Genomic DNA, 18,217 nt, shown 5'->3' with positions numbered 1-18,217 from the left:
AAACGAAACGGATTTCAACCCCGGGATTCCGAATGGACATACCCCCCGGAAACGAAACGGATTTCAACCCGGGGATTCAAACGGGCGTACACCCCGGAACGAAACAGGTTTCCCCCGGGGAAATGGTTATAAACACCAGAAGCCCCCTTACGGCGGCGGCAGTTATATTACCATAAATAATAATCGCTTACAAATTGATCACCCCTTTCAGCTGGGCGAAGAATTCATCTTTCTTACGGGAAGAAATAGGGATGTTTTTCTGGTCGCTCATGACTACAGCGGTGCCCAGCCCCTTTATGATCTTGACGATATGGTGAATATTGATCAGGAAAGATTTATGTACACGGTAGAAGCCTTTATCTGACAGCATCTCTTCATACTCCTTCAGTGATTTGGAGATGAGATGCGATACGTTATTGATCAGCTGTATTTTGGTATAGCTGTCAAATGCTTCACAGTAGATGATATCTTTCAGATCGATAACGTTGTAACCGTCATTAACAGGAATGACTATCTTGGAGAAAGCATTATCATTGTTCTTAACGTAGTCCTTAAGGATAGAAGCCAGTTCATTCAGGCGGCCTTTTTTGCTCTTCTTCACTTTTTCCAAAGCATCTTCAACCTCACTCACCTTGATAGGCTTGAGCAGATAATCCAACGCAGCAAATTTGATCGCCTGCAATGCATACTCCTGAAAGGCCGTAATGAAGATTACTTCGAAGTTCAACACAGGGAACATTTCCAGTAACTGGAAGCCATTATGTGGCGGCATTTCAATATCCAGAAACAAAACGTCAATCTGGGTATTCTTGATCATTTCCGCCGCGTCATGAATGTTCTGCGCCTCACCCGCTACCGTAACATCTTTACAGTAATTCTCCAGAATATTTCGCAAAATATGGATGTTGCGGACTTCATCGTCTACGATCGCAGCTTTTATATTACTCATAACATCTTAACAATGGGAATCAGTATTTCAACCAGGGTACCCTCCTTATTGCCGAAACCAGACTTAAATTTATCAATAATTTCTAACTTTCCAACATTTCCATTAAAAGATTTTATAATCTGCAACCTTTCCCTAATCACGCTCAGAGCGGTGGATTCATGCTTTACCAATCGCCCGCTTTTGATCTCATTCGCACGTTCCCACCCGATCCCATCATCATCTACGGAGCAGTATAACATATCTTCCCGGAGCACCAGTTTCACTTCCAGTCTGCCGCTGCCATTTTTCGGAGCCAGTCCGTGTTTAATCGCATTTTCAACAATCGGTTGTATTATCATGGGTGGTATGTAGATTGTATAGTCTTTCAAGTCATCCTGCAGCACGAACTGATAGGTGAACACATTCGCAAAACGGATCTTCTCCAGTTCAATATACCGTGTCAGGAAGGCTATCTCTTCTTCCAGCGATATAAATGACTTCCGCGAGTTGTTCAGCATCTGCCGCATCAGGGTAGCAAAATCCGCCAGGAAGTTCAGTGCCTGTTTCTCCTCTTTTTCCATGATCAGGTGCTGCACTGAGTTCAGCGAGTTGAAGATGAAGTGAGGATTCATCTGGTTTGTCAGCGCTTTTGCCTCCAGTTCTGCTATCCTCCGGTTGTACTCCGTCTTTCTCATCTCCCCTTGTTGTATCCTTCTGATGACGTCCCTCAATACGAAGGCTACCAGTATTAACCCAAGCAGTATCACAATCCCCCTTGCCCACCATTGCTGGTACCAGCGTGGCAGGATGGTAACGGTAACGACCACCGGCTGGCTCCAGTTACTTCTGTATTTTCTGGCCCTGATCTGCAGCTGATAGGTCTCTGGCTGCAGGTCCGGGAAAGGTACGATATTAGACATTGTCGTGATCCATCCACTTGAGGTATCGCTGGAAAAGTTATACTGGTACTCCACCAGCTCAGGCAGGTCATAGGCAATGGCGCCAAATTCCACCTCAAAAGAAGCCTTCCGCTGGTACATCAGCACAAACTCCTTGCCAGGCAGGTAAGTGCTGTCGCCATACCGCACATGATTCAGATAAATAGTCGGCGGCACTGTATCTACCGGCATCTTCGCATCATTGAAATAACTCAGGCCATTGGAAGTTGCGATATATAAAATCCCCTGCTGATAAAAAACACTACGGGCATCATCGCTCATCAGACCATCATTGGAAGTAATATTGCGGATGAGTGTCTTTGTTTTTACATCAATAACGGAAACGCCCTTATTGGTAGCAACGTATAAGCGGCCTATTCCATCGTAATACAGCTGCTGACAGATGTCGCTGACAAGTTTGTCTGCCGTGCTCAGATGAGTGTCCACGCTGTTATCCTTCCTCAACACATACAACCCGTGATCGCTGGTACCTACCCAAAGCTCATCATCGATCCATTTCAGGTCTTTGATGCTTAAATGCAGCGCAGGTTTAGTGGTCCGTATTTTCAAGGTATGTGAGACATCATCGCCATAAAACAACCCGGCGTTGGTGCCGACATAATAAGCAGAATCATTGATACAGGCAATAGAAGTGATCAGCTCATCTTCTTTCGGGACAATATAATCATCTCCGCTGATCACCTGGTTTTTAGTCGCTATCCGTATTTTTCCACTGGGAGTGATATCCACATCTTTCAGCGTTTTAACACGCTTCAGCAACAATGGCTTTTGCGAGACAGTATTAAAGGTGAACAGCCCATTGTCAGAGCCGATCAGCATTTCATTAGGCTTGTACGGAAGGATACTGAGGATGCTGTTCCGTCCACTGGTCGTATCCAGGTTGAACTGACGAAACCTGTTATTGCTATCCATTGTATTCAATACACCGGCATTCTGTCCTATCAGCAGTGTACCGGTCTTCTCATCTTTACCGATGCTGAAGATGGAGTGTGAATACAGTCCGTTCGTATTGTCGAGATAGTTAAAGTAAAAATTCTTGTAGGGAATATTGTAAACGCCGTCTCCAAATGTTGTGATCCAGATATTACCATCCTTGTCTTTAAGCAGCGATGTGATGTAATGGTTCTGCAACAATTTGGCGGACTTCTTTTCACCGCGGAAGAATCCTTTCAGATAATAGAGCGCCCTTGGGGTGCCTATCCACAGATTATCATTATCGACACAGATGTTACTGATCTCGTCCCTTATACCCCAGTCAGTTCCTCTGAAAAAACAAACGGCCTCCTTGTTGCTGTAGGTATACAGGTTATTATCCACAATGATCACCGGGTGTTCTCGTACCCGCTGGATGGAAACCTGATCAAGGGGGAAAGGACACACACTTGATATCTTCTGATCAGGGTTATTGACATCTTTCAGGTCATTCAGGTTGAAGTAAGGCTGCAGGGGCTTAAAAATAGTATCGTTACGGAGAAAGTAGAACAGATCGGTACTCAGGGCGCCCAGCTTGTCGTAGGTTGTTTTTTTACCGCTGTATTGAATGATGCGATTGTTGGTATTAAGAAACCATATGAAACCGGCGTAGTCTTCGAACATATACTGCATGTATTGTCCGCGGGCGTCCACATGCAGGGAAGAATCGTTCTGGCCGGTATGAATGGTATAATTCCAGAAAAAGGAAGGTAAGCCGTTGAGGGTAGAGAACCAGACACGTCCTTTTGAATCGGCTGAGAGTTTTACGACATCATTGTCGGTAAGTCCGTCTTTCCTGGAATAGTTACGGAAGCGTTTGCCGTCGAATTTACTGACGCCGGTGGGGGTAGAAAACCAGATAAATCCTTCTTTGTCCTGAACAGCAGCATAGACCGTAGCATTCGCAAGACCGTCTTTTACGTTGTAATTACGGATCATCAGCCCCTGGGCAGCTGCGTTATTGACAGTGCTCAGAACCATTAGTATCCACCATAAAAGTATATAACGGACCTTAGGCATCAAGACGGGTCGGATTTTGATAATAAAACCGGCAGTACCAGCTCAGCTGGCACTACCGGTAAGTTTTATTAATATGCACGGGCAAATAATACCCTTTGCGTAGAAGGTTTACCTGTAAGGATACAGGTACCAGCCTCCTGTTTATTGTTTAAAGGAATGCAACGTATGGTCGCTTTAGTGCGCTCCTTGATCTTCTCTTCTGTATCTGTAGTGCCATCCCAGTGAGCATAAATGAATCCGCCTTTGTCTTCGAGCAGGCGTTCAAATTCCTCCATGGTATCGGCAGGCGTGATATGTTCGTCACGGAAGGTCAGCGCCTTATTGTACATCTGCTGCTGAATATCTTCCAGCAGTGTACCGATACGTTCGGCCAGGCCATCCAGCGGCAGACTTTCCTTGGTTTTGGTATCGCGGCGGGCTACTTCAGCCACATTGTTTTCCAGGTCACGGGCGCCCAGTGCGATACGTACAGGCACGCCTTTCATTTCATATTCCGCAAATTTCCATCCCGGACGGGCATTGTCATTATCATCGTATTTCACACGGATACCGGCTTTCTTCAGCTGGCCCATGATCTCGTGAACTTTTGCGTCGATCTTTGCCTTCTGGTCATCACCTTTATAGATAGGCACGATCACCACCTGTAATGGAGCAATACGGGGAGGCAGGACCAGACCATCATCATCACTGTGCGCCATTACCAGCGCACCGATCAGACGGGTGGATACACCCCAGGAGGTAGCCCACACATATTCCAGTTTGTTCTCTTTGTTGGAGAACTGTACATCAAAGGCCTTGGCGAAGTTTTGTCCCAGGAAGTGGGAAGTACCTGCCTGCAGTGCTTTACCATCCTGCATCAGCGCCTCGATACAGTAAGTGTCGATGGCACCGGCAAAACGTTCAGCAGGAGATTTAACCCCTCTCACTACCGGCATCGCCATATAGTTCTCCGCAAAGTCGGCATATACTTCCAGCATCTGCTCGGTTTCTGCAATCGCCTCTTCAGCGGTAGCGTGAGCGGTATGACCTTCCTGCCAGAGGAATTCAGCTGTACGCAGGAACAGGCGGGTACGCATTTCCCAGCGTACTACGTTTGCCCACTGGTTGATCAGCAGCGGCAGGTCGCGGTAAGACTGGATCCAGTCTTTATATGTATTCCAGATGATCGTTTCGGAAGTAGGGCGAACGATCAGTTCTTCTTCCAGTTTGGCGGTAGGATCTACCACAACACCTTTACCGTTCGGATTCTTCATCAGACGGTGGTGTGTTACAACTGCGCATTCCTTAGCGAAACCTTCAATATGATCTTCCTCTTTGCTCAGAAAGCTTTTTGGAATGAATAAGGGGAAGTAAGCGTTCTGGTGTCCGGTGTCTTTGAATTTTTTGTCCAGCACATCTCTCATGCCTTCCCAAAGTGCAAAACCGTATGGTTTGATCACCATACATCCCTTCACCGCAGAATAATCTGCCAATCCTCCTTTCAGAACCAAATCATTATACCATTGTGAATAATCTTCAGAACGGGCTGTGATCTCTTTACTCATATAGTGTTGAAATATTAATAATCATGACCAGTACATATATTTTAAAACAAATCTGAATTTGGCTTAATATTTGTACTAGATATATTACCAAAAGGTAAAATGTCACAAACCTACATGAAAATCAGAAACGTGCAAACAGTTTGGTAAAATATTATGAGTGGCTAGATATTATTGTAGCATTAACCGTTCTTTACGTTAAAAATAGTGTAAATTTACTATAGAAATCAGGCTAAAAATTCCGACAAATGAAATCAATTCCTTACCTCGCTGCACTAGCGCTGTTTATTCTAAGCAGTTGTTCGTCAGCATATAAAACCACACAAACACCGGACGATGTGTACTACTCTCCGAGAGTTAAACCCACTTATGCTTCAAGCAATAATCAAAATAACGATAACGTTACTGTGACTGATGCTGACGGTGATGGCGGCACCTATGTTACATATGACGATGAAGATCAGGGGGACTATTCACGCCGTATAGATATGTTTAACAACAACAACTATAGGGGGTCTTACTCAGATTACTATTCACCGAATGTGTATTCCGGTGCTTACGGTAGTCCTTATTACGGCAGCGCTTACTACGGCAGCGGCTGGGGTATGAGCAGCTACTACGGAGGTGGCTTTGGTTATGGCTGGGGTTCTCCTTACTATAGCTCTTTCTGGGGTCCTTCCATCAGTATAGGCTTCGGTTATGGCTGGGGTTACAATCCATGGTATAGCCCATGGTACAGCAGCTGGTCATACAATCCATGGTACTACGGTGGATATTATGGTGGTTACTACGGTGGAGGATATTATCCTGGCTACTACGGTGGCCACGGAGGTTACTATGGTTATTCCTCTGTAGGACGCCGTACACGCGGTAGCTTCGGTACATCTTACCCAGGCAGGGTAGTTGGCGGTACAACGCCAAATCCTGGCGGACGTACAACCAGAACAGACTATGTTCCTGCCAGAAGGGGTTCCGGTACTACTGATCCCGGCGGACGTGTAGTAGAACGTCCTACTACCGGTGGCAGAACCAATCCTGATGGTTATTACACACCAAGACGTGCATTTACACCTTCTTCAGGCGAACGTCCTGTAGGTAGCGATGGCGGTGGCCGCACCAGTGGCTCTTACAATCCTCCTACCAGGTCATTCCAGCCAATGCAGCAGCCACAGCGTTCCTATACACCGGCTCCATCCTATACGCCCAGATCTGGTGGCAGTGGTGGTGGTTCCATCGGTGGCGGTGGCGGCGGTGGTGGTCGCGCAGGCAGAACAAGGAACTAAATACTAAAATGATTTGATCATTGATATTCTAAAAATGTACCCTGGTCAAAAGCCAGGGTATTTTTTAACCCTTAATTCTACTATGATGATTAAAAGAATGGTGTTCGCCCTGGCACTGACGGGAACCTGTATATCCCTACATGCACAAACGATAGACGATGCTTTACGATTCAGCACGACTTCACCTTCAGGTACAACAAGAGCACAATCGGTAGGCGGCGCCCTGGGCGCATTGGGAGGAGAAGCTTCTTCCCTGTATGTAAACCCTGCGGGACTCGGCTTTTTCAGAACAAATGATTTCTCCTTTACTGTTGGTTTCCAGAATATTTCCAACACGGGCACTTACCTGAATAAGAAGGGTGATGATAATAAGTTCATTCCACTCATTTCCAATGTCACCATGATCTTTGGCGGCAGAAGGAAAAGGCCGGACAGCAAATGGCAGAATTTCAGCTTTGGCCTGGGCCTGAACCGTACACAGAACTATAACCAGCGGATCTATTATACAGGCACTAATACAAGTTCATCCCTGTCATTGAATTATTACCTGGACGCAGAAGCAGCAGGCGTTACCAACCCGAACGAACAGCTGGGGGGTAGTCAGACTATCGGCTCCCTGGCTCATACATCTGCGCTGGCTTATAAGACGGGACTTATTTCTCCTTATCTGGATAATGGCGTGCCTAACGGTAACTTCTATTCTGCAGCACAGGCACAAGACCGCAGTATCAATGTAAAACAAGAGAACATCGTCGACGCCAAAGGCGGCGCCTATGATGTAGCATTCGCTTTTGCTGCTAATTATGATGATAAGTTATACCTCGGTGGTAGCCTGAATATTCCGACCATGACCTACAAAAATTCAAGAACATGGAAAGAAACAAACCAGAATACAGTGCCGACAGACCTGAACAGTTTTGATGTTACTGAAACCCTCAGATCAGAAGGAACTGGCATCAATCTTAAGATCGGTGGTATTTATAAACCCGTTAAAGCCTTAAGCCTGGGAGCTACTTTTCACTCTCCTTCCTGGATTAGCTTTACAGATACTTACAGGACAGATATGACCACTTCTACCAAGACCTTTGGCGTGCTGTCTGCCTCTTCTACCGAGACCCTTGATGGTTTTGAGGACGAGTCAAAGTATACTATCAGAACCCCCTGGAAAGGTGTACTGAGCGCAGCCTTCCTTTTCGCTCCTTCCGCCGACACCAGGAAGCCGACAGGTTTCATCTCATTCGATTATGAATACATGGACTATGCTTCCATGAAGATGCGTTTCCGGAACGACCAAAGTTATGATAAAGAGGACTCTGACCAGCGTAACCAGGCTATTAAATCAACTTACCAGGGAGCATCCAACATTCGCGTGGGTGGTGAGCTAAAACTGCACGTGATCGCTTTCAGACTGGGTTATGCCCTGTACGGCAACCCTTATAAGAATGGTGCTATTGACGGTAAACGCGAGTATTACAGCGGTGGTATCGGTTACAGGAACCGTGGCTTCTATATGGACTTTGGCGTGGTATATGGCAGCAATACCATCAGCAGCCAGCCCTATGTACTGTCTTCCAATGCTATTCCGGAGGACCACTATACAACACCGGCTGCAGCCCAGATCGACAGCAAACAGGCTAACATCAATGCTACTTTTGGCTGGAAATTCTGATCCGGTCAGCAAACATATTTTTCAAAAAGGGCGTCCGCTTTGAGTGGACGCCCTTTTTATAAGCGGAAGAGAGATCAATTCATTTTTCTCTATTTTTGCGCCGGCTATACAAACCTATGACTTACAAACTGTCACTATTACTGGCTTTTGCCTTGCCGGCAATTGCATATCCTGTTGCGGCTCAAACCGTACAGGAAGTCTTAAAATTCAGCAGCGATATATCCGCCGGTTCTGCCCGCGGACAAGCCATCGGTGGCGCTACCGGCGCATTGGGAGGGGAAATAGCAGCGATCTATGTGAATCCTGCGGCAACTGGGTTTTTCCGTGGAAGCGATCTATCTTTTTCTATTGGCTATCAGCACATTAACAACAGCAACTATTATCTCGGCAATAAAGACAATTCCAAAAGAGGCGCCCTGAAGTTTGACAATGTTACGCTACTCATGCGGAGCAAGGCAAAAGAACGCCCCCTGGTATTTGCCATGGGTGTGAACAGGACGAATAACTTCCGGGAGGATGTGTACTATCAGGGAAACATCGCCAATTCCTCCCAATCGCTCAATTACTTCATCCAGGCAGACAATGCCCATGTAAGCAACCCTGACGCCTTATTATCTGCCAAACAGGATGTAGCGATCAGGCATGGCGCATCCCTTGCCTATCAGACCTACCTGATCAATGCCTACCGGGAAGGCGATCAATACAAGTTCACCTCTGCAGCGGAAGCGGACGACTACAGCGTACTGGTTCAGCAATCCCGACACATTCTCACACATGGAGGTACTACCGAACTGGCCCTCGTTTTCGGAAAGCAACACAGCGAAAAGCTATTCTTCGGGGGCAGTATGAATATTGACTTTATCAAAGAGGGCCAGCAGGATATCTGGGTGGAAACGAACATTAATCCGGTACACGCTGACCTGAATTATTACCAGGTAAAACAAACAACTACGACAAACGGCATCGGTGTCAATCTGAAATTAGGGGGTATTTATAAACCGGTGGTTCCGCTCAACCTGGGCCTTACCCTGCAATCTCCGACCTGGTATGGCGTGAATAAGGACTATCAGACAGATATGCTTACCGATACCAAGTCGGCCGGTGTGGTAACAGCATCTACTGTTTATATGATCGATGACACCACTCAATCAGCGTTAAATAATCTCAATTACAGCTTCAGAACGCCATGGAAGGCTACCGCCAGCGCCGTGCTATTGTTGAATACAGGGGGCAGTCCTGACCGTCCCTATGGGTTTATCAGCGTTGATTATGAGCTGGACGACTATCGCTCCATGAAGCTGAAATATGGCAGTACACCGGATAATCACTATTACAGTGAGCAGGTAAAGGCCTCCTACCGGACAAGCGGTAATTTCCGTGCGGGTGCGGAAATAAAATATCTCCTTTATGCCTTACGGCTCGGTTTTGCCCGCTATGGCAGTCCTTATAAAGACAGCAACATTGATGGCTCACGGACTTATTACAGTGGTGGTGTGGGGTACAAGGCTGGCAGCGGCTATTATATGGATCTTTCCATAGTTACGGGAGGCAAACAGCAGCGGCGGGAAGTACCTTATGAAGTGTTGCCAAACAATTATGGCTATGTGAATCCGCCGGCAGCGCAGGTTAACAGTACTACAACAAGAGCGGTACTGACTTGTGGCGTCAGGTTTTAAGCAGCTGGTCTACTTCTTCCAGCAATCCGTTACCGGCTTCAAACCATCTAAAATCCTTGTCTTTCCGAAACCATGTTAGTTGTCGTTTGGCGTATTGGCGGGTATGAATAATGATCTGTTCTACGGCCTCTGCCCAGGATAGTTTACCATCCAGGTAATCAAATACCTCTTTATATCCAACGGTTTGCAAAGCGTTATGATTACGGTAAGGCAATACAGCCCGAACCTCTTCCAGCAGGCCATCGGCCACCATCTGGTGTACGCGGCGCTCAATATTAGCGTGTAGCTGTTCTTTGGGAAGGGTAATGGCTGTTTTGATGATATTAAAGTCCCGTTGAACGGTATTACCTGTTCTGAAACTGGTAATAGACTGACCAGTAGTATATAATACTTCCAGAGCTCTCATGAGGCGGTGCGGGTTCTGGATCTCTGCCACTGCATAAAAAGCAGGATCTTTAGTCTGTACTTCCTGTTGCAGCCAGGCCAACCCTTCCTTTTCATAGCGTTCCTGGATGGAGGAACGGACGCTTGCGGGAGCTGCGGGAATGTTATCAATACCTTCACAGAACGCCTTGATATACAGCCCCGTACCTCCACACATCACCACTACGTCCCGGTCTTTCCAGACTTCGGCAGCATAGTCTAATGCCAGTCTTTCGTAAACACCGGCATTAACTTCCTCCTTTATGGAATGGGAATCAATAAAATAGTGGGTAACAGTCTGCAGTTCCTGCTGACTGGGTTTTGCTGTACCTATACTTATTTCACGATAACACTGGCGGGAATCTGCAGAGATAACGGCTGTATCAAAGTGTTGGGCCACTTCTATTGCTTTAGCCGTTTTGCCCGCCGCCGTGGGACCTGCGATGATAATAACGGTCTTCACTAAAACATGTCTTCGTTGCTATTATCTTCAGCTGCTTCCTCATCTGAATCGTTAGTATCCTCCTCTCCTTCTTCCCCAAAGCCATCTTCACTCATGCCTTCTTTATTAAGGTCATATTTCTCTTCCATTTCCACCAGTTTATCTCCTACGAGACCTTTGGTGCCGTACTGGCTGGGCGCCAATCCTTCTTTTCTTGTACAGAAAGGATATGCTACTTTGGAATTTTCATCTTTTGATACACCGATCAGTTCTACCAGGAATGTCCAGTTTTTCGCATAGTCATAGAGGTAAATGAACTTCTGATTGGGGGTTTTTACAGCTGCGGCAATAGGCGTGTCTTCCATTAACAGTGGTTCTACCTTACGTGCAGCGCCATCCTGTTCAAGAATGATCTCTCTGCCCCGTTGCCAGTTATCATTGCTACGGAAAAAAGTCGCTTTATGTTTATTGTCAAATTCGAATGACTGTAAAATGGTTTGATGAAATTGTAAAAATGTCTGGTCCGGTTTAATGGAAATATCCCTGTACACACTTTCATCTTCTTCCCAGTAAACTCTGAATTTCAAAACAGGCATGACAATAAAGGATTTTATTAATAATCTGGTATTTCCAGGATCAAATTAGCATGTGCAAACATCAGACCTGATCCTGAAAAAGGCAGCGTTAACATTAATTAACACTACTAAATTAACATTTTTATTTAACTGGTGTCAAATCCATCTCTTTCGCCTTTTCGAGCAGGAATGCGTAAGCTGCTTCGTAGGTATTGGGAATCACCCCATCCAGGATAGCCTCACGGATAGCATTTTTCAGATCTCCCACTACCCTGCAAGGCGAAAGGCCGAAAGTTTCCATAATTATTTCTCCGGTAACGGGTGGCTGCCAGTTGCGGATACGGTCACTTTCCTCCACTTCTTTCAGGCGCTGGCGCACCAGTTCGAAGTTTTCAAGATAGCGTTTTACTTTGACTTTATTTTTTGAGGTAATATCCGCCTCACAAAGCATCATCAGTCCCTCTATATCATCGCCTGCATCAAACAGCAATCTGCGTATAGCAGAGTCGGTTATATTCTCTTTTGTTACGCTGATAGGGCGCAGATGCAGTTCTACCAGCTTCTTTACCAGCCGCATATTCTCATGTAGCGGCAGTTTCAGTTTGGTAAAGATACGGGGCACCATCTTCCCTCCCACCGCATCATGTCCATGGAAGGTCCAGCCATGTCCCTGCTCAAAGCGTTTGGTGGCGGGCTTGCCGATATCATGCAGCAAAGCGGCCCAGCGCAGCCAAAGGTCTTTGGTATTGCGGGCGATGTTATCCACCACCTGTAAGGTATGATAGAAATTATCCTTGTGCCCTTTTCCTTCCACCATTTCCACGCCTACCAGGTCTACCATCTGCGGCAGTATTATTTTCATAATACCAGCCTTATAGAGCAGGTCAAGGCCTACGGAAGGTACCAGCGACAGCATGATCTTATTCAATTCGTCCGTGATACGCTCCTGTGAGATGATCTTTATACGTTCTGCATTTTCCTTAATACCTCTGAAAGCTTCTTCGGAGATAGTGAATTGCAGTTGTGACGCGAAGCGTATTGCCCGCATCATACGCAGGGGATCGTCTATGAAGGTCTGTGCAGGCTCCAGTGGTGTTCTGATGATCTTTGCTTCCAGGTCGGCAATGCCGCCAAAAGGATCCACCAGGCTGCCATAGTCGTCCTCATTGAGACTAATAGCCAGCGCGTTGATGGTAAAGTCGCGGCGAAGCTGGTCATCTTTCAGGGTACCCGGTTCCACATCGGGGTTCCGGGAGTCATGGCGGTAGCTTTCTTTTCTGGCACCTACAAACTCGATTTCCAGGTCGTTCCATTTGACCTGTGCCGTACCATAGGTTTTGAAGAAGCTAACCTTCGCATTATCAAAATATTCGGCCACCTTATGGGCAAGGGCGATACCGTCGCCCACGCATACGACGTCCATATCTTTGGTACGCCTGTTCAGTATTTTATCCCGCACAAAGCCGCCGATCAGGTAGCAGGGCGTACCCAGTTCATGGGCCGCTAACGCTATCTGTTCCAACACTTTCCGTTCCTGTAAAGTACAGGGAATATCTATAGGCTTTCTGCTGATCATAAATGAATAAAACGGCAAAAGTAAGTTTTTATCTGATCACCTGAACACTGCCATCTTTCAGGAGCTTAATGATCCGGGAGGGCGTTGCCGGACTAATATCGTCCTGCCGGTAGTTAACAACATAATCCACCCCTTCTTTTATGGCTGCGTCCACATCCCTGAAGGAAGCCGGTGAAGGGTGCCCGCTGATATTCGCAGAAGTAGAAACCAGCGGTTTACGTAGGCGCTTGATCAGGTGGCGGCAGAACGTATCCTGCACGATCCGGATAGCAACGGTACCATCGCTGTTGATCACATTGGGAGCAAGGTCAAGCGCTCCTTCATAGATGACGGTTGTAGGACGGTCAAACCCGGCGATAATATCCGCAATATCAGGAGGGGTATGTGCTACATACTTCAGCAGGTCGCGCACCTCTGCCAGGAGAATGACCAGGCTTTTTGCCTCCGGCCGCTGTTTCAGATCAAATACTTTTCTAACGGCAGCTTCGTCTGTCGCATCACAACCTATGCCCCAGATGGTGTCTGTGGGATAGAGGATCAGTCCACCGGTGCGTAATGCCTGCAGGGAAGCCGTTACATCATTTTCAAAATCAATCATAATTTATAAACTTTCGTAGACCTTCATCACGGCCGCAGCGCACTTGTCCCGGCTGAACAGTTGTGCATGCGCCCATCCTTTTGTTCTCATTTCTTCTGCGAATGATTTTTCGTTCAGTACTTTCTTCATCGCATCTGCAATCGTGGCCGGCTGCAGTGGATTGACATACAAAGCGGCATCACCGCCCGTTTCCCCGAAACAGGAGCCGGCAGATGTGATCACCGGTGTACGGCTCCAGAGCGCCTCCAGGATGGGAATACCAAACCCTTCAAAGATAGAGGGATATAATAATGCTTCCGCTCCCTGGTATAATAATGGCACATCGGCATCTGCTATCCTGGCCTTTTCATTGAGCCAGATGATCCGTCCGGAAAGATCGTGTTTCTGCGCAAAGGTCTTTACTTTATTCTTATAACTACTCCCGCCCCCTAAGACCACCAGGGGAAGGTCTACCTCTCCTTTCAGCTGTAGCATAGCCTGCAGTATTCCCAGCAGGTTCTTTCTTTCTACAATAGACCCAACATACAAAAAATAGGATGCCGGCAGTCCGTACTGTTCTTTCATCTGTCCGATACGTGTTTTGTCGTGCGTAACGGCAAAGGATTCATCACAGCTCTGGTAAACTACTTGTATTTTTTCCGCCGGCGTCTTATAATATTGAATGATATCCTGTTTGGTCTGTTCGCTGATGGCGATCACTTTATCTGCATACCGGCAGGCGTATTTCGCTTTGCGCCGGTAGGTCTGTACGTCAATGGGATTGTATTGCGCGGGGTAACGTTCAAAGATAAGATCATGCATGGTCACTACACTCTTCACACCGCTTTCATGAATGCCGAAGGGGATCTCATGGCTGAGTCCATGGTATATATCGATACCTTTTGCCGCCAGTTCCCCCACTACATATTTGCTTCTCCAGGCACCACGGAACCAGCGGTGCAGCCGTTTTTCAGGCAATACCGGCTGCATGTTCGGATAAACATCCGTTGTGTACATGTTTGTCAGCTTAGGCGCATAGAGATAATAATTATGCTGAGGGTAATAGGTTGCCAGTGAGCTAATCAGCGTTCGGCTGTAATTTCCCAAACCTGTATTATTCTGGTAGGCCCGTTTTGCGTCAAAAGCGATATTCATAGCATCATTTAAAGGGCTGTAAAGGTAAGGAATCGCCCCCAGCTTGCAACTACTAACAGGTTTTCCTTATGTTTGTAAAAAATTTCAACGATGGAGCTAAAAGAACTAATAAAAGCGGCTTGGGAGAATCGTGCTTTATTGCAGGAATCACAGTACAGTGATGCGGTAAAATGTGTGATCGAAGCTGTAGACAAAGGCAAAAGCAGAGTGGCAGAACCCGGAGAGAACGGATGGGTGGTAAATGAATGGGTAAAACAGGCCATTTTAATGTACTTCTCTATTCAGCCGATGGAAACCATAGACCTCGGACCATTCGAGTTCTATGATAAAATGAAACTGAAGTCCCGCTACAAAGATCTGGGCGTACGTGTTGTGCCTCATGCTATAGCCCGTTATGGCGCTTTTATTGGTAGGGGAGCTATCCTGATGCCATCTTACGTAAACATCGGCGCTTATGTTGACGAAGGCACCATGGTGGATACCTGGGCTACCGTAGGCTCTTGTGCGCAGATCGGTAAACATGTTCACCTGAGTGGTGGCGTGGGCATCGGCGGCGTACTGGAACCACTGCAGGCCGGTCCTGTGATCATTGAAGATGGCTGTTTCCTCGGCTCCCGCTGCATCGTGGTGGAAGGCGTGATCGTAGAAAAAGAGGCGGTACTGGGCGCTAACGTGGTACTGACCAAGAGCACCAAGATCATCGACGTAAGTGGTCCGGAACCAATTGAATACAAAGGCCGTGTACCAGCACGCAGCGTTGTAATTCCCGGTACTTATACCAAGAAGTTCCCTGCCGGCGAATACCAGGTACCTTGTGCACTGATCATCGGTCAGCGTAAAGCATCTACAGACCTGAAGACCAGCCTGAACGACACGCTGAGAGAATTCAATGTAGCTGTATAAGCCTATTTGCATATATTTTTTGAAGCCGCTTCCATACGGGAGCGGCTTTTTTTTATTTTCTGTAAGGAATTTCCCGCTCTCAGCTGTCTTGTTAGGGTAGCAGATCGAAAACCCGTTCCACGAACCACGTAGAAAAACCCTTCACTCAATAAAAACTGAAAAACATGAGAATTCCACTGTTTATGACATTGCTTTTTGTCCTCGCTATGACCAGCTGCGGGAAATTAAAAGACGCGGAAAAGCTATCCCCTGCGGATGTCACTAAAGGGGTAGTCGCCATCAGTGCCGCGCAACCTACCCGCCAGGAGGCGCTCCTGGCAATGCAGTGTTACAACAATGCATTCTACAATCAGTATGGCACCTATGGACCTTCTTACAAGGCCTATTACTACTCAGACGTCACTCATACCGGCAGAATGGATTTCTGGCGGCAGGCAGAGGCTATTGAGGCGCTCATAGACGCTTATACAGCCAATAACGACGCAGATCTGAGGAATAAGATGGTCTACCTGTATAACGGTATGCGGGACGCCTACGGCCTTCTATGGAGCTCTAACATCTATAATGACGATGTGATCTGGGGTGCGCTGATGTGCATCCGTGCCTTTCAGATCACTAATGACGGCGGGATGAAAGATATGGCGAAGAACAACTTCGACCTTGTCTGGAACCGGGCCTGGGATACGAATCTTGGTGGCGGCCTTTGGTGGACCACTGCCAATAATTCCAAAAACGCCTGTGTCAATGCTCCTGCTGCTATCTGCGCTATGTATCTGTATCAGGCCACAGGTGATGTGAACTACCGGAACAAAGCCAAAATGATCATCGACTGGATGGTCAGTAAACTTTATTCAGCAAGTTCCGGGGAAGTGAAAGGTGCTATGAATGCTGCGGGTACTATCACAGAAGGCGCCCGTACCTATACACAAGGTACTTTTATCGGTGCATGTAGTATGCTGCATAGCTCCTACCCTTCCGGCAACTACAAATCTATGGCCGCTAAAGCAATGGACTATACGAAGGCGAATATGTGCAATGCCCAGGGACTGCTGCCGGATGAATATGATTGCGATGACTGCCAGGGTTTTAAGGCTATTTTCGCACGCTGGGCTTGTAAGTTCGTCCGCGATCAGGGCCTCCAGAGTACTTATGCCGGATGGCTAAATTATAACGCGTCCGAAGCCTGGACATATCGCAACTCCAATGGTCTGATGTGGGGTCAGTGGTGGCGTAGGACACCGGATAGTTATGTTAACTCTTTTGAGACGACTTGTGGAGTGGCGATGATGAATGGGGTGTGGTTGTTTTAGAAATTTGAAAGAAAAATTTGGAAGATTGAGAGAAATGTCTACCTTTGCAATCCCTTAACACGGAATCAGTTGCCCAGATGGCGAAATTGGTAGACGCACTGTGTTCAGGTCGCAGCGCTCGCAAGGGTGTGCTGGTTCGAATCCAGTTCTGGGCACTAAAGCGGAAAGGTCGGAGATGTCTCCGACCTTTTGCTTTTTATAGTGGTCAAGATCCTTTCTGGGTCTGCTTATCAGCTCGAGGATAACGCTTGGTTCTGCGGTTCGAAATTTGTTTTCTGAAAAAATCAGCTTTTCTGCGAAGATCGAACCAATGATTTGTTTTTTGCCGATTGGGGAAGCTGTAACATAACGATGGGCAATGTTCTTCATGATTTCGCCGCCTTGGGAAAGGTATTCGTGGTAGTTGTCGTTGGTAGATAATAGCTTTGTTTTCTTCTTTTCCAGTTCTTCTATCTTCTTAGTTAGATCTGACTTAATTTCTTTAAACTCTTCTGCTGTAAATTCATCGTCTAAGCGTAAAGAACGGGCGTTTTGTATCCTTATATATAGTTTGTCTATTTCGGCCTGTGTTCTTTTAGCTCCTGCTCCCTTCCTTTGTTATCTTTCTTTAGCGAATTATTGATAAATATCAGACACCCATTTTTCTGAAGGCCCCTTTGCATCAACAATGCTGGTATTGGACCCTTCAGCCATTTCGACGCTATGACCGGCCAGCAAATACAAGACACTATTGCCTTAAACACAATATTTCCGACAAAGCTGACAAGGCAAATTTTGCCTTATCTCCATTCTCCGGCATTGATTCTTAATGTCTCCTCGTATACAGCGCTTTTACCGCCACCATATCTCGCCGTTTATGCCGGTACAAAAGCCCATAATAATGCCTTTTCACAATCGTTAGCCCAGGAACTAAGCAACGTGGGGGTTATTTCCCTGTTAACAGGCAGCGTGAATTCCGGATCCAACAGAAAGCCGGTGTCCTTTATGCGTCCAAGTGCGGAGACATATGCAAAACATGTTTTAAAAGCCGTTGGTTGTGGGAGAAGAGTAATAATGCCCTATTGGCCACATCTAATTCAGACATTCTTTCTTTTGAGAATCCCGGGGGCCTTACTTGAAAGAGCTATGAAAACCGAAATGAAAAAAGAACTTAATAGCGCATATGGACAAAAATCGGAGTGAGTACTTGTATTTCGTCTGCTAAAATT

Annotated in this window: 14 protein-coding genes and 1 tRNA gene; 7 read left to right on the top strand and 8 right to left on the bottom strand. The window is 46.7% G+C overall.

Annotation, left to right across the window (positions count from 1 at the left end; genetic code table 11):
* Positions 1 to 187: 187 nt before the first annotated feature.
* The 3 genes from F3I09_RS31635 to proS all read right to left on the bottom strand — a co-directional run bounded on the left by F3I09_RS31635 (position 188) and on the right by proS (position 5,423).
* Complete coding sequence (locus F3I09_RS31635; RefSeq protein WP_012793534.1) at positions 188 to 949, bottom strand: LytTR family DNA-binding domain-containing protein; 762 nt, start codon at positions 947 to 949, stop codon at positions 188 to 190.
* Entirely contained in the window at positions 946 to 3,879 is a 2,934-nt protein-coding gene (locus F3I09_RS31630) for a histidine kinase (RefSeq protein ID WP_149699058.1), read from the bottom strand. The genes F3I09_RS31635 and F3I09_RS31630 overlap by 4 nt, the downstream gene beginning before the upstream one ends.
* 68 nt (positions 3,880 to 3,947) lie before the next feature.
* A complete protein-coding gene (gene proS, locus F3I09_RS31625; protein WP_149699057.1) occupies positions 3,948 to 5,423 on the bottom strand; it encodes a proline--tRNA ligase in 1,476 nt (491 codons plus the stop codon).
* 245 nt (positions 5,424 to 5,668) lie between these two features.
* Between proS and F3I09_RS31620 the strand changes: the two genes are divergently transcribed.
* The 3 genes from F3I09_RS31620 (at position 5,669) to F3I09_RS31610 (ending at position 10,048) form a co-directional block, all read left to right on the top strand.
* Positions 5,669 to 6,703 carry a DUF3300 domain-containing protein gene (locus F3I09_RS31620; RefSeq protein ID WP_149699056.1) on the top strand — a complete coding sequence of 345 codons (1,035 nt, stop codon included), beginning with the start codon at positions 5,669 to 5,671 and terminating at the stop codon, positions 6,701 to 6,703.
* A gap of 82 nt (positions 6,704 to 6,785) precedes the next feature.
* On the top strand, positions 6,786 to 8,372 hold the full coding sequence (locus F3I09_RS31615; RefSeq protein WP_188134036.1) for an OmpP1/FadL family transporter: 1,587 nt from the start codon (positions 6,786 to 6,788) through the stop codon (positions 8,370 to 8,372).
* A gap of 116 nt (positions 8,373 to 8,488) precedes the next feature.
* Positions 8,489 to 10,048 (top strand): hypothetical protein, encoded by a 1,560-nt coding sequence (locus F3I09_RS31610; RefSeq protein ID WP_149699054.1) that lies wholly within the window; start codon positions 8,489 to 8,491, stop codon positions 10,046 to 10,048.
* On the opposite strand, the gene miaA is transcribed toward F3I09_RS31610, so the two are convergent.
* From miaA to F3I09_RS31585, 5 genes are all read right to left on the bottom strand, one after another.
* Positions 10,038 to 10,934, bottom strand: a complete 897-nt coding sequence (gene miaA / locus F3I09_RS31605; RefSeq protein WP_149699053.1) for a tRNA (adenosine(37)-N6)-dimethylallyltransferase MiaA — start codon at positions 10,932 to 10,934, stop codon at positions 10,038 to 10,040. The genes F3I09_RS31610 and miaA overlap by 11 nt on opposite strands.
* Positions 10,934 to 11,509, bottom strand: coding sequence for a plasmid pRiA4b ORF-3 family protein (locus tag F3I09_RS31600; RefSeq protein ID WP_149699052.1), 576 nt, complete (start codon positions 11,507 to 11,509; stop codon positions 10,934 to 10,936). Before F3I09_RS31600 ends, miaA begins: the two co-directional genes overlap by 1 nt.
* Before the next feature lie 121 nt (positions 11,510 to 11,630).
* Positions 11,631 to 13,064, bottom strand: coding sequence for a CCA tRNA nucleotidyltransferase (locus F3I09_RS31595; protein WP_188134035.1), 1,434 nt, complete (start codon positions 13,062 to 13,064; stop codon positions 11,631 to 11,633).
* A gap of 28 nt (positions 13,065 to 13,092) precedes the next feature.
* Positions 13,093 to 13,662 (bottom strand): L-threonylcarbamoyladenylate synthase, encoded by a 570-nt coding sequence (locus F3I09_RS31590; RefSeq protein WP_149699050.1) that lies wholly within the window; start codon positions 13,660 to 13,662, stop codon positions 13,093 to 13,095.
* A gap of 3 nt (positions 13,663 to 13,665) precedes the next feature.
* Positions 13,666 to 14,796 (bottom strand): glycosyltransferase family 1 protein, encoded by a 1,131-nt coding sequence (locus F3I09_RS31585; RefSeq protein ID WP_149699049.1) that lies wholly within the window; start codon positions 14,794 to 14,796, stop codon positions 13,666 to 13,668.
* Positions 14,797 to 14,886: 90 nt separating this feature from the next.
* Here F3I09_RS31585 and F3I09_RS31580 point away from each other — a divergent pair, with 90 nt between their 5' ends.
* The 4 genes from F3I09_RS31580 (at position 14,887) to F3I09_RS31560 (ending at position 18,191) form a co-directional block, all read left to right on the top strand.
* Complete coding sequence (locus F3I09_RS31580) at positions 14,887 to 15,699, top strand: 2,3,4,5-tetrahydropyridine-2,6-dicarboxylate N-succinyltransferase (RefSeq protein WP_149699048.1); 813 nt, start codon at positions 14,887 to 14,889, stop codon at positions 15,697 to 15,699.
* A 164-nt stretch (positions 15,700 to 15,863) separates the two neighbouring features.
* Positions 15,864 to 17,009 carry a glycoside hydrolase family 76 protein gene (locus F3I09_RS31575; RefSeq protein WP_149699047.1) on the top strand — a complete coding sequence of 382 codons (1,146 nt, stop codon included), beginning with the start codon at positions 15,864 to 15,866 and terminating at the stop codon, positions 17,007 to 17,009.
* A 71-nt stretch (positions 17,010 to 17,080) separates the two neighbouring features.
* Positions 17,081 to 17,164, top strand: a tRNA-Leu gene (locus tag F3I09_RS31570).
* Positions 17,165 to 17,669: 505 nt separating this feature from the next.
* Complete coding sequence (locus F3I09_RS31560) at positions 17,670 to 18,191, top strand: SDR family NAD(P)-dependent oxidoreductase (protein ID WP_223233457.1); 522 nt, start codon at positions 17,670 to 17,672, stop codon at positions 18,189 to 18,191.
* Positions 18,192 to 18,217 lie beyond the last annotated feature (26 nt).

The organism is Chitinophaga sp. CF418 (assembly GCF_900142925.1).
Lineage (GTDB): Bacteria > Bacteroidota > Bacteroidia > Chitinophagales > Chitinophagaceae > Chitinophaga.
This window is presented reverse-complemented; position numbering and strand designations above follow the sequence as displayed.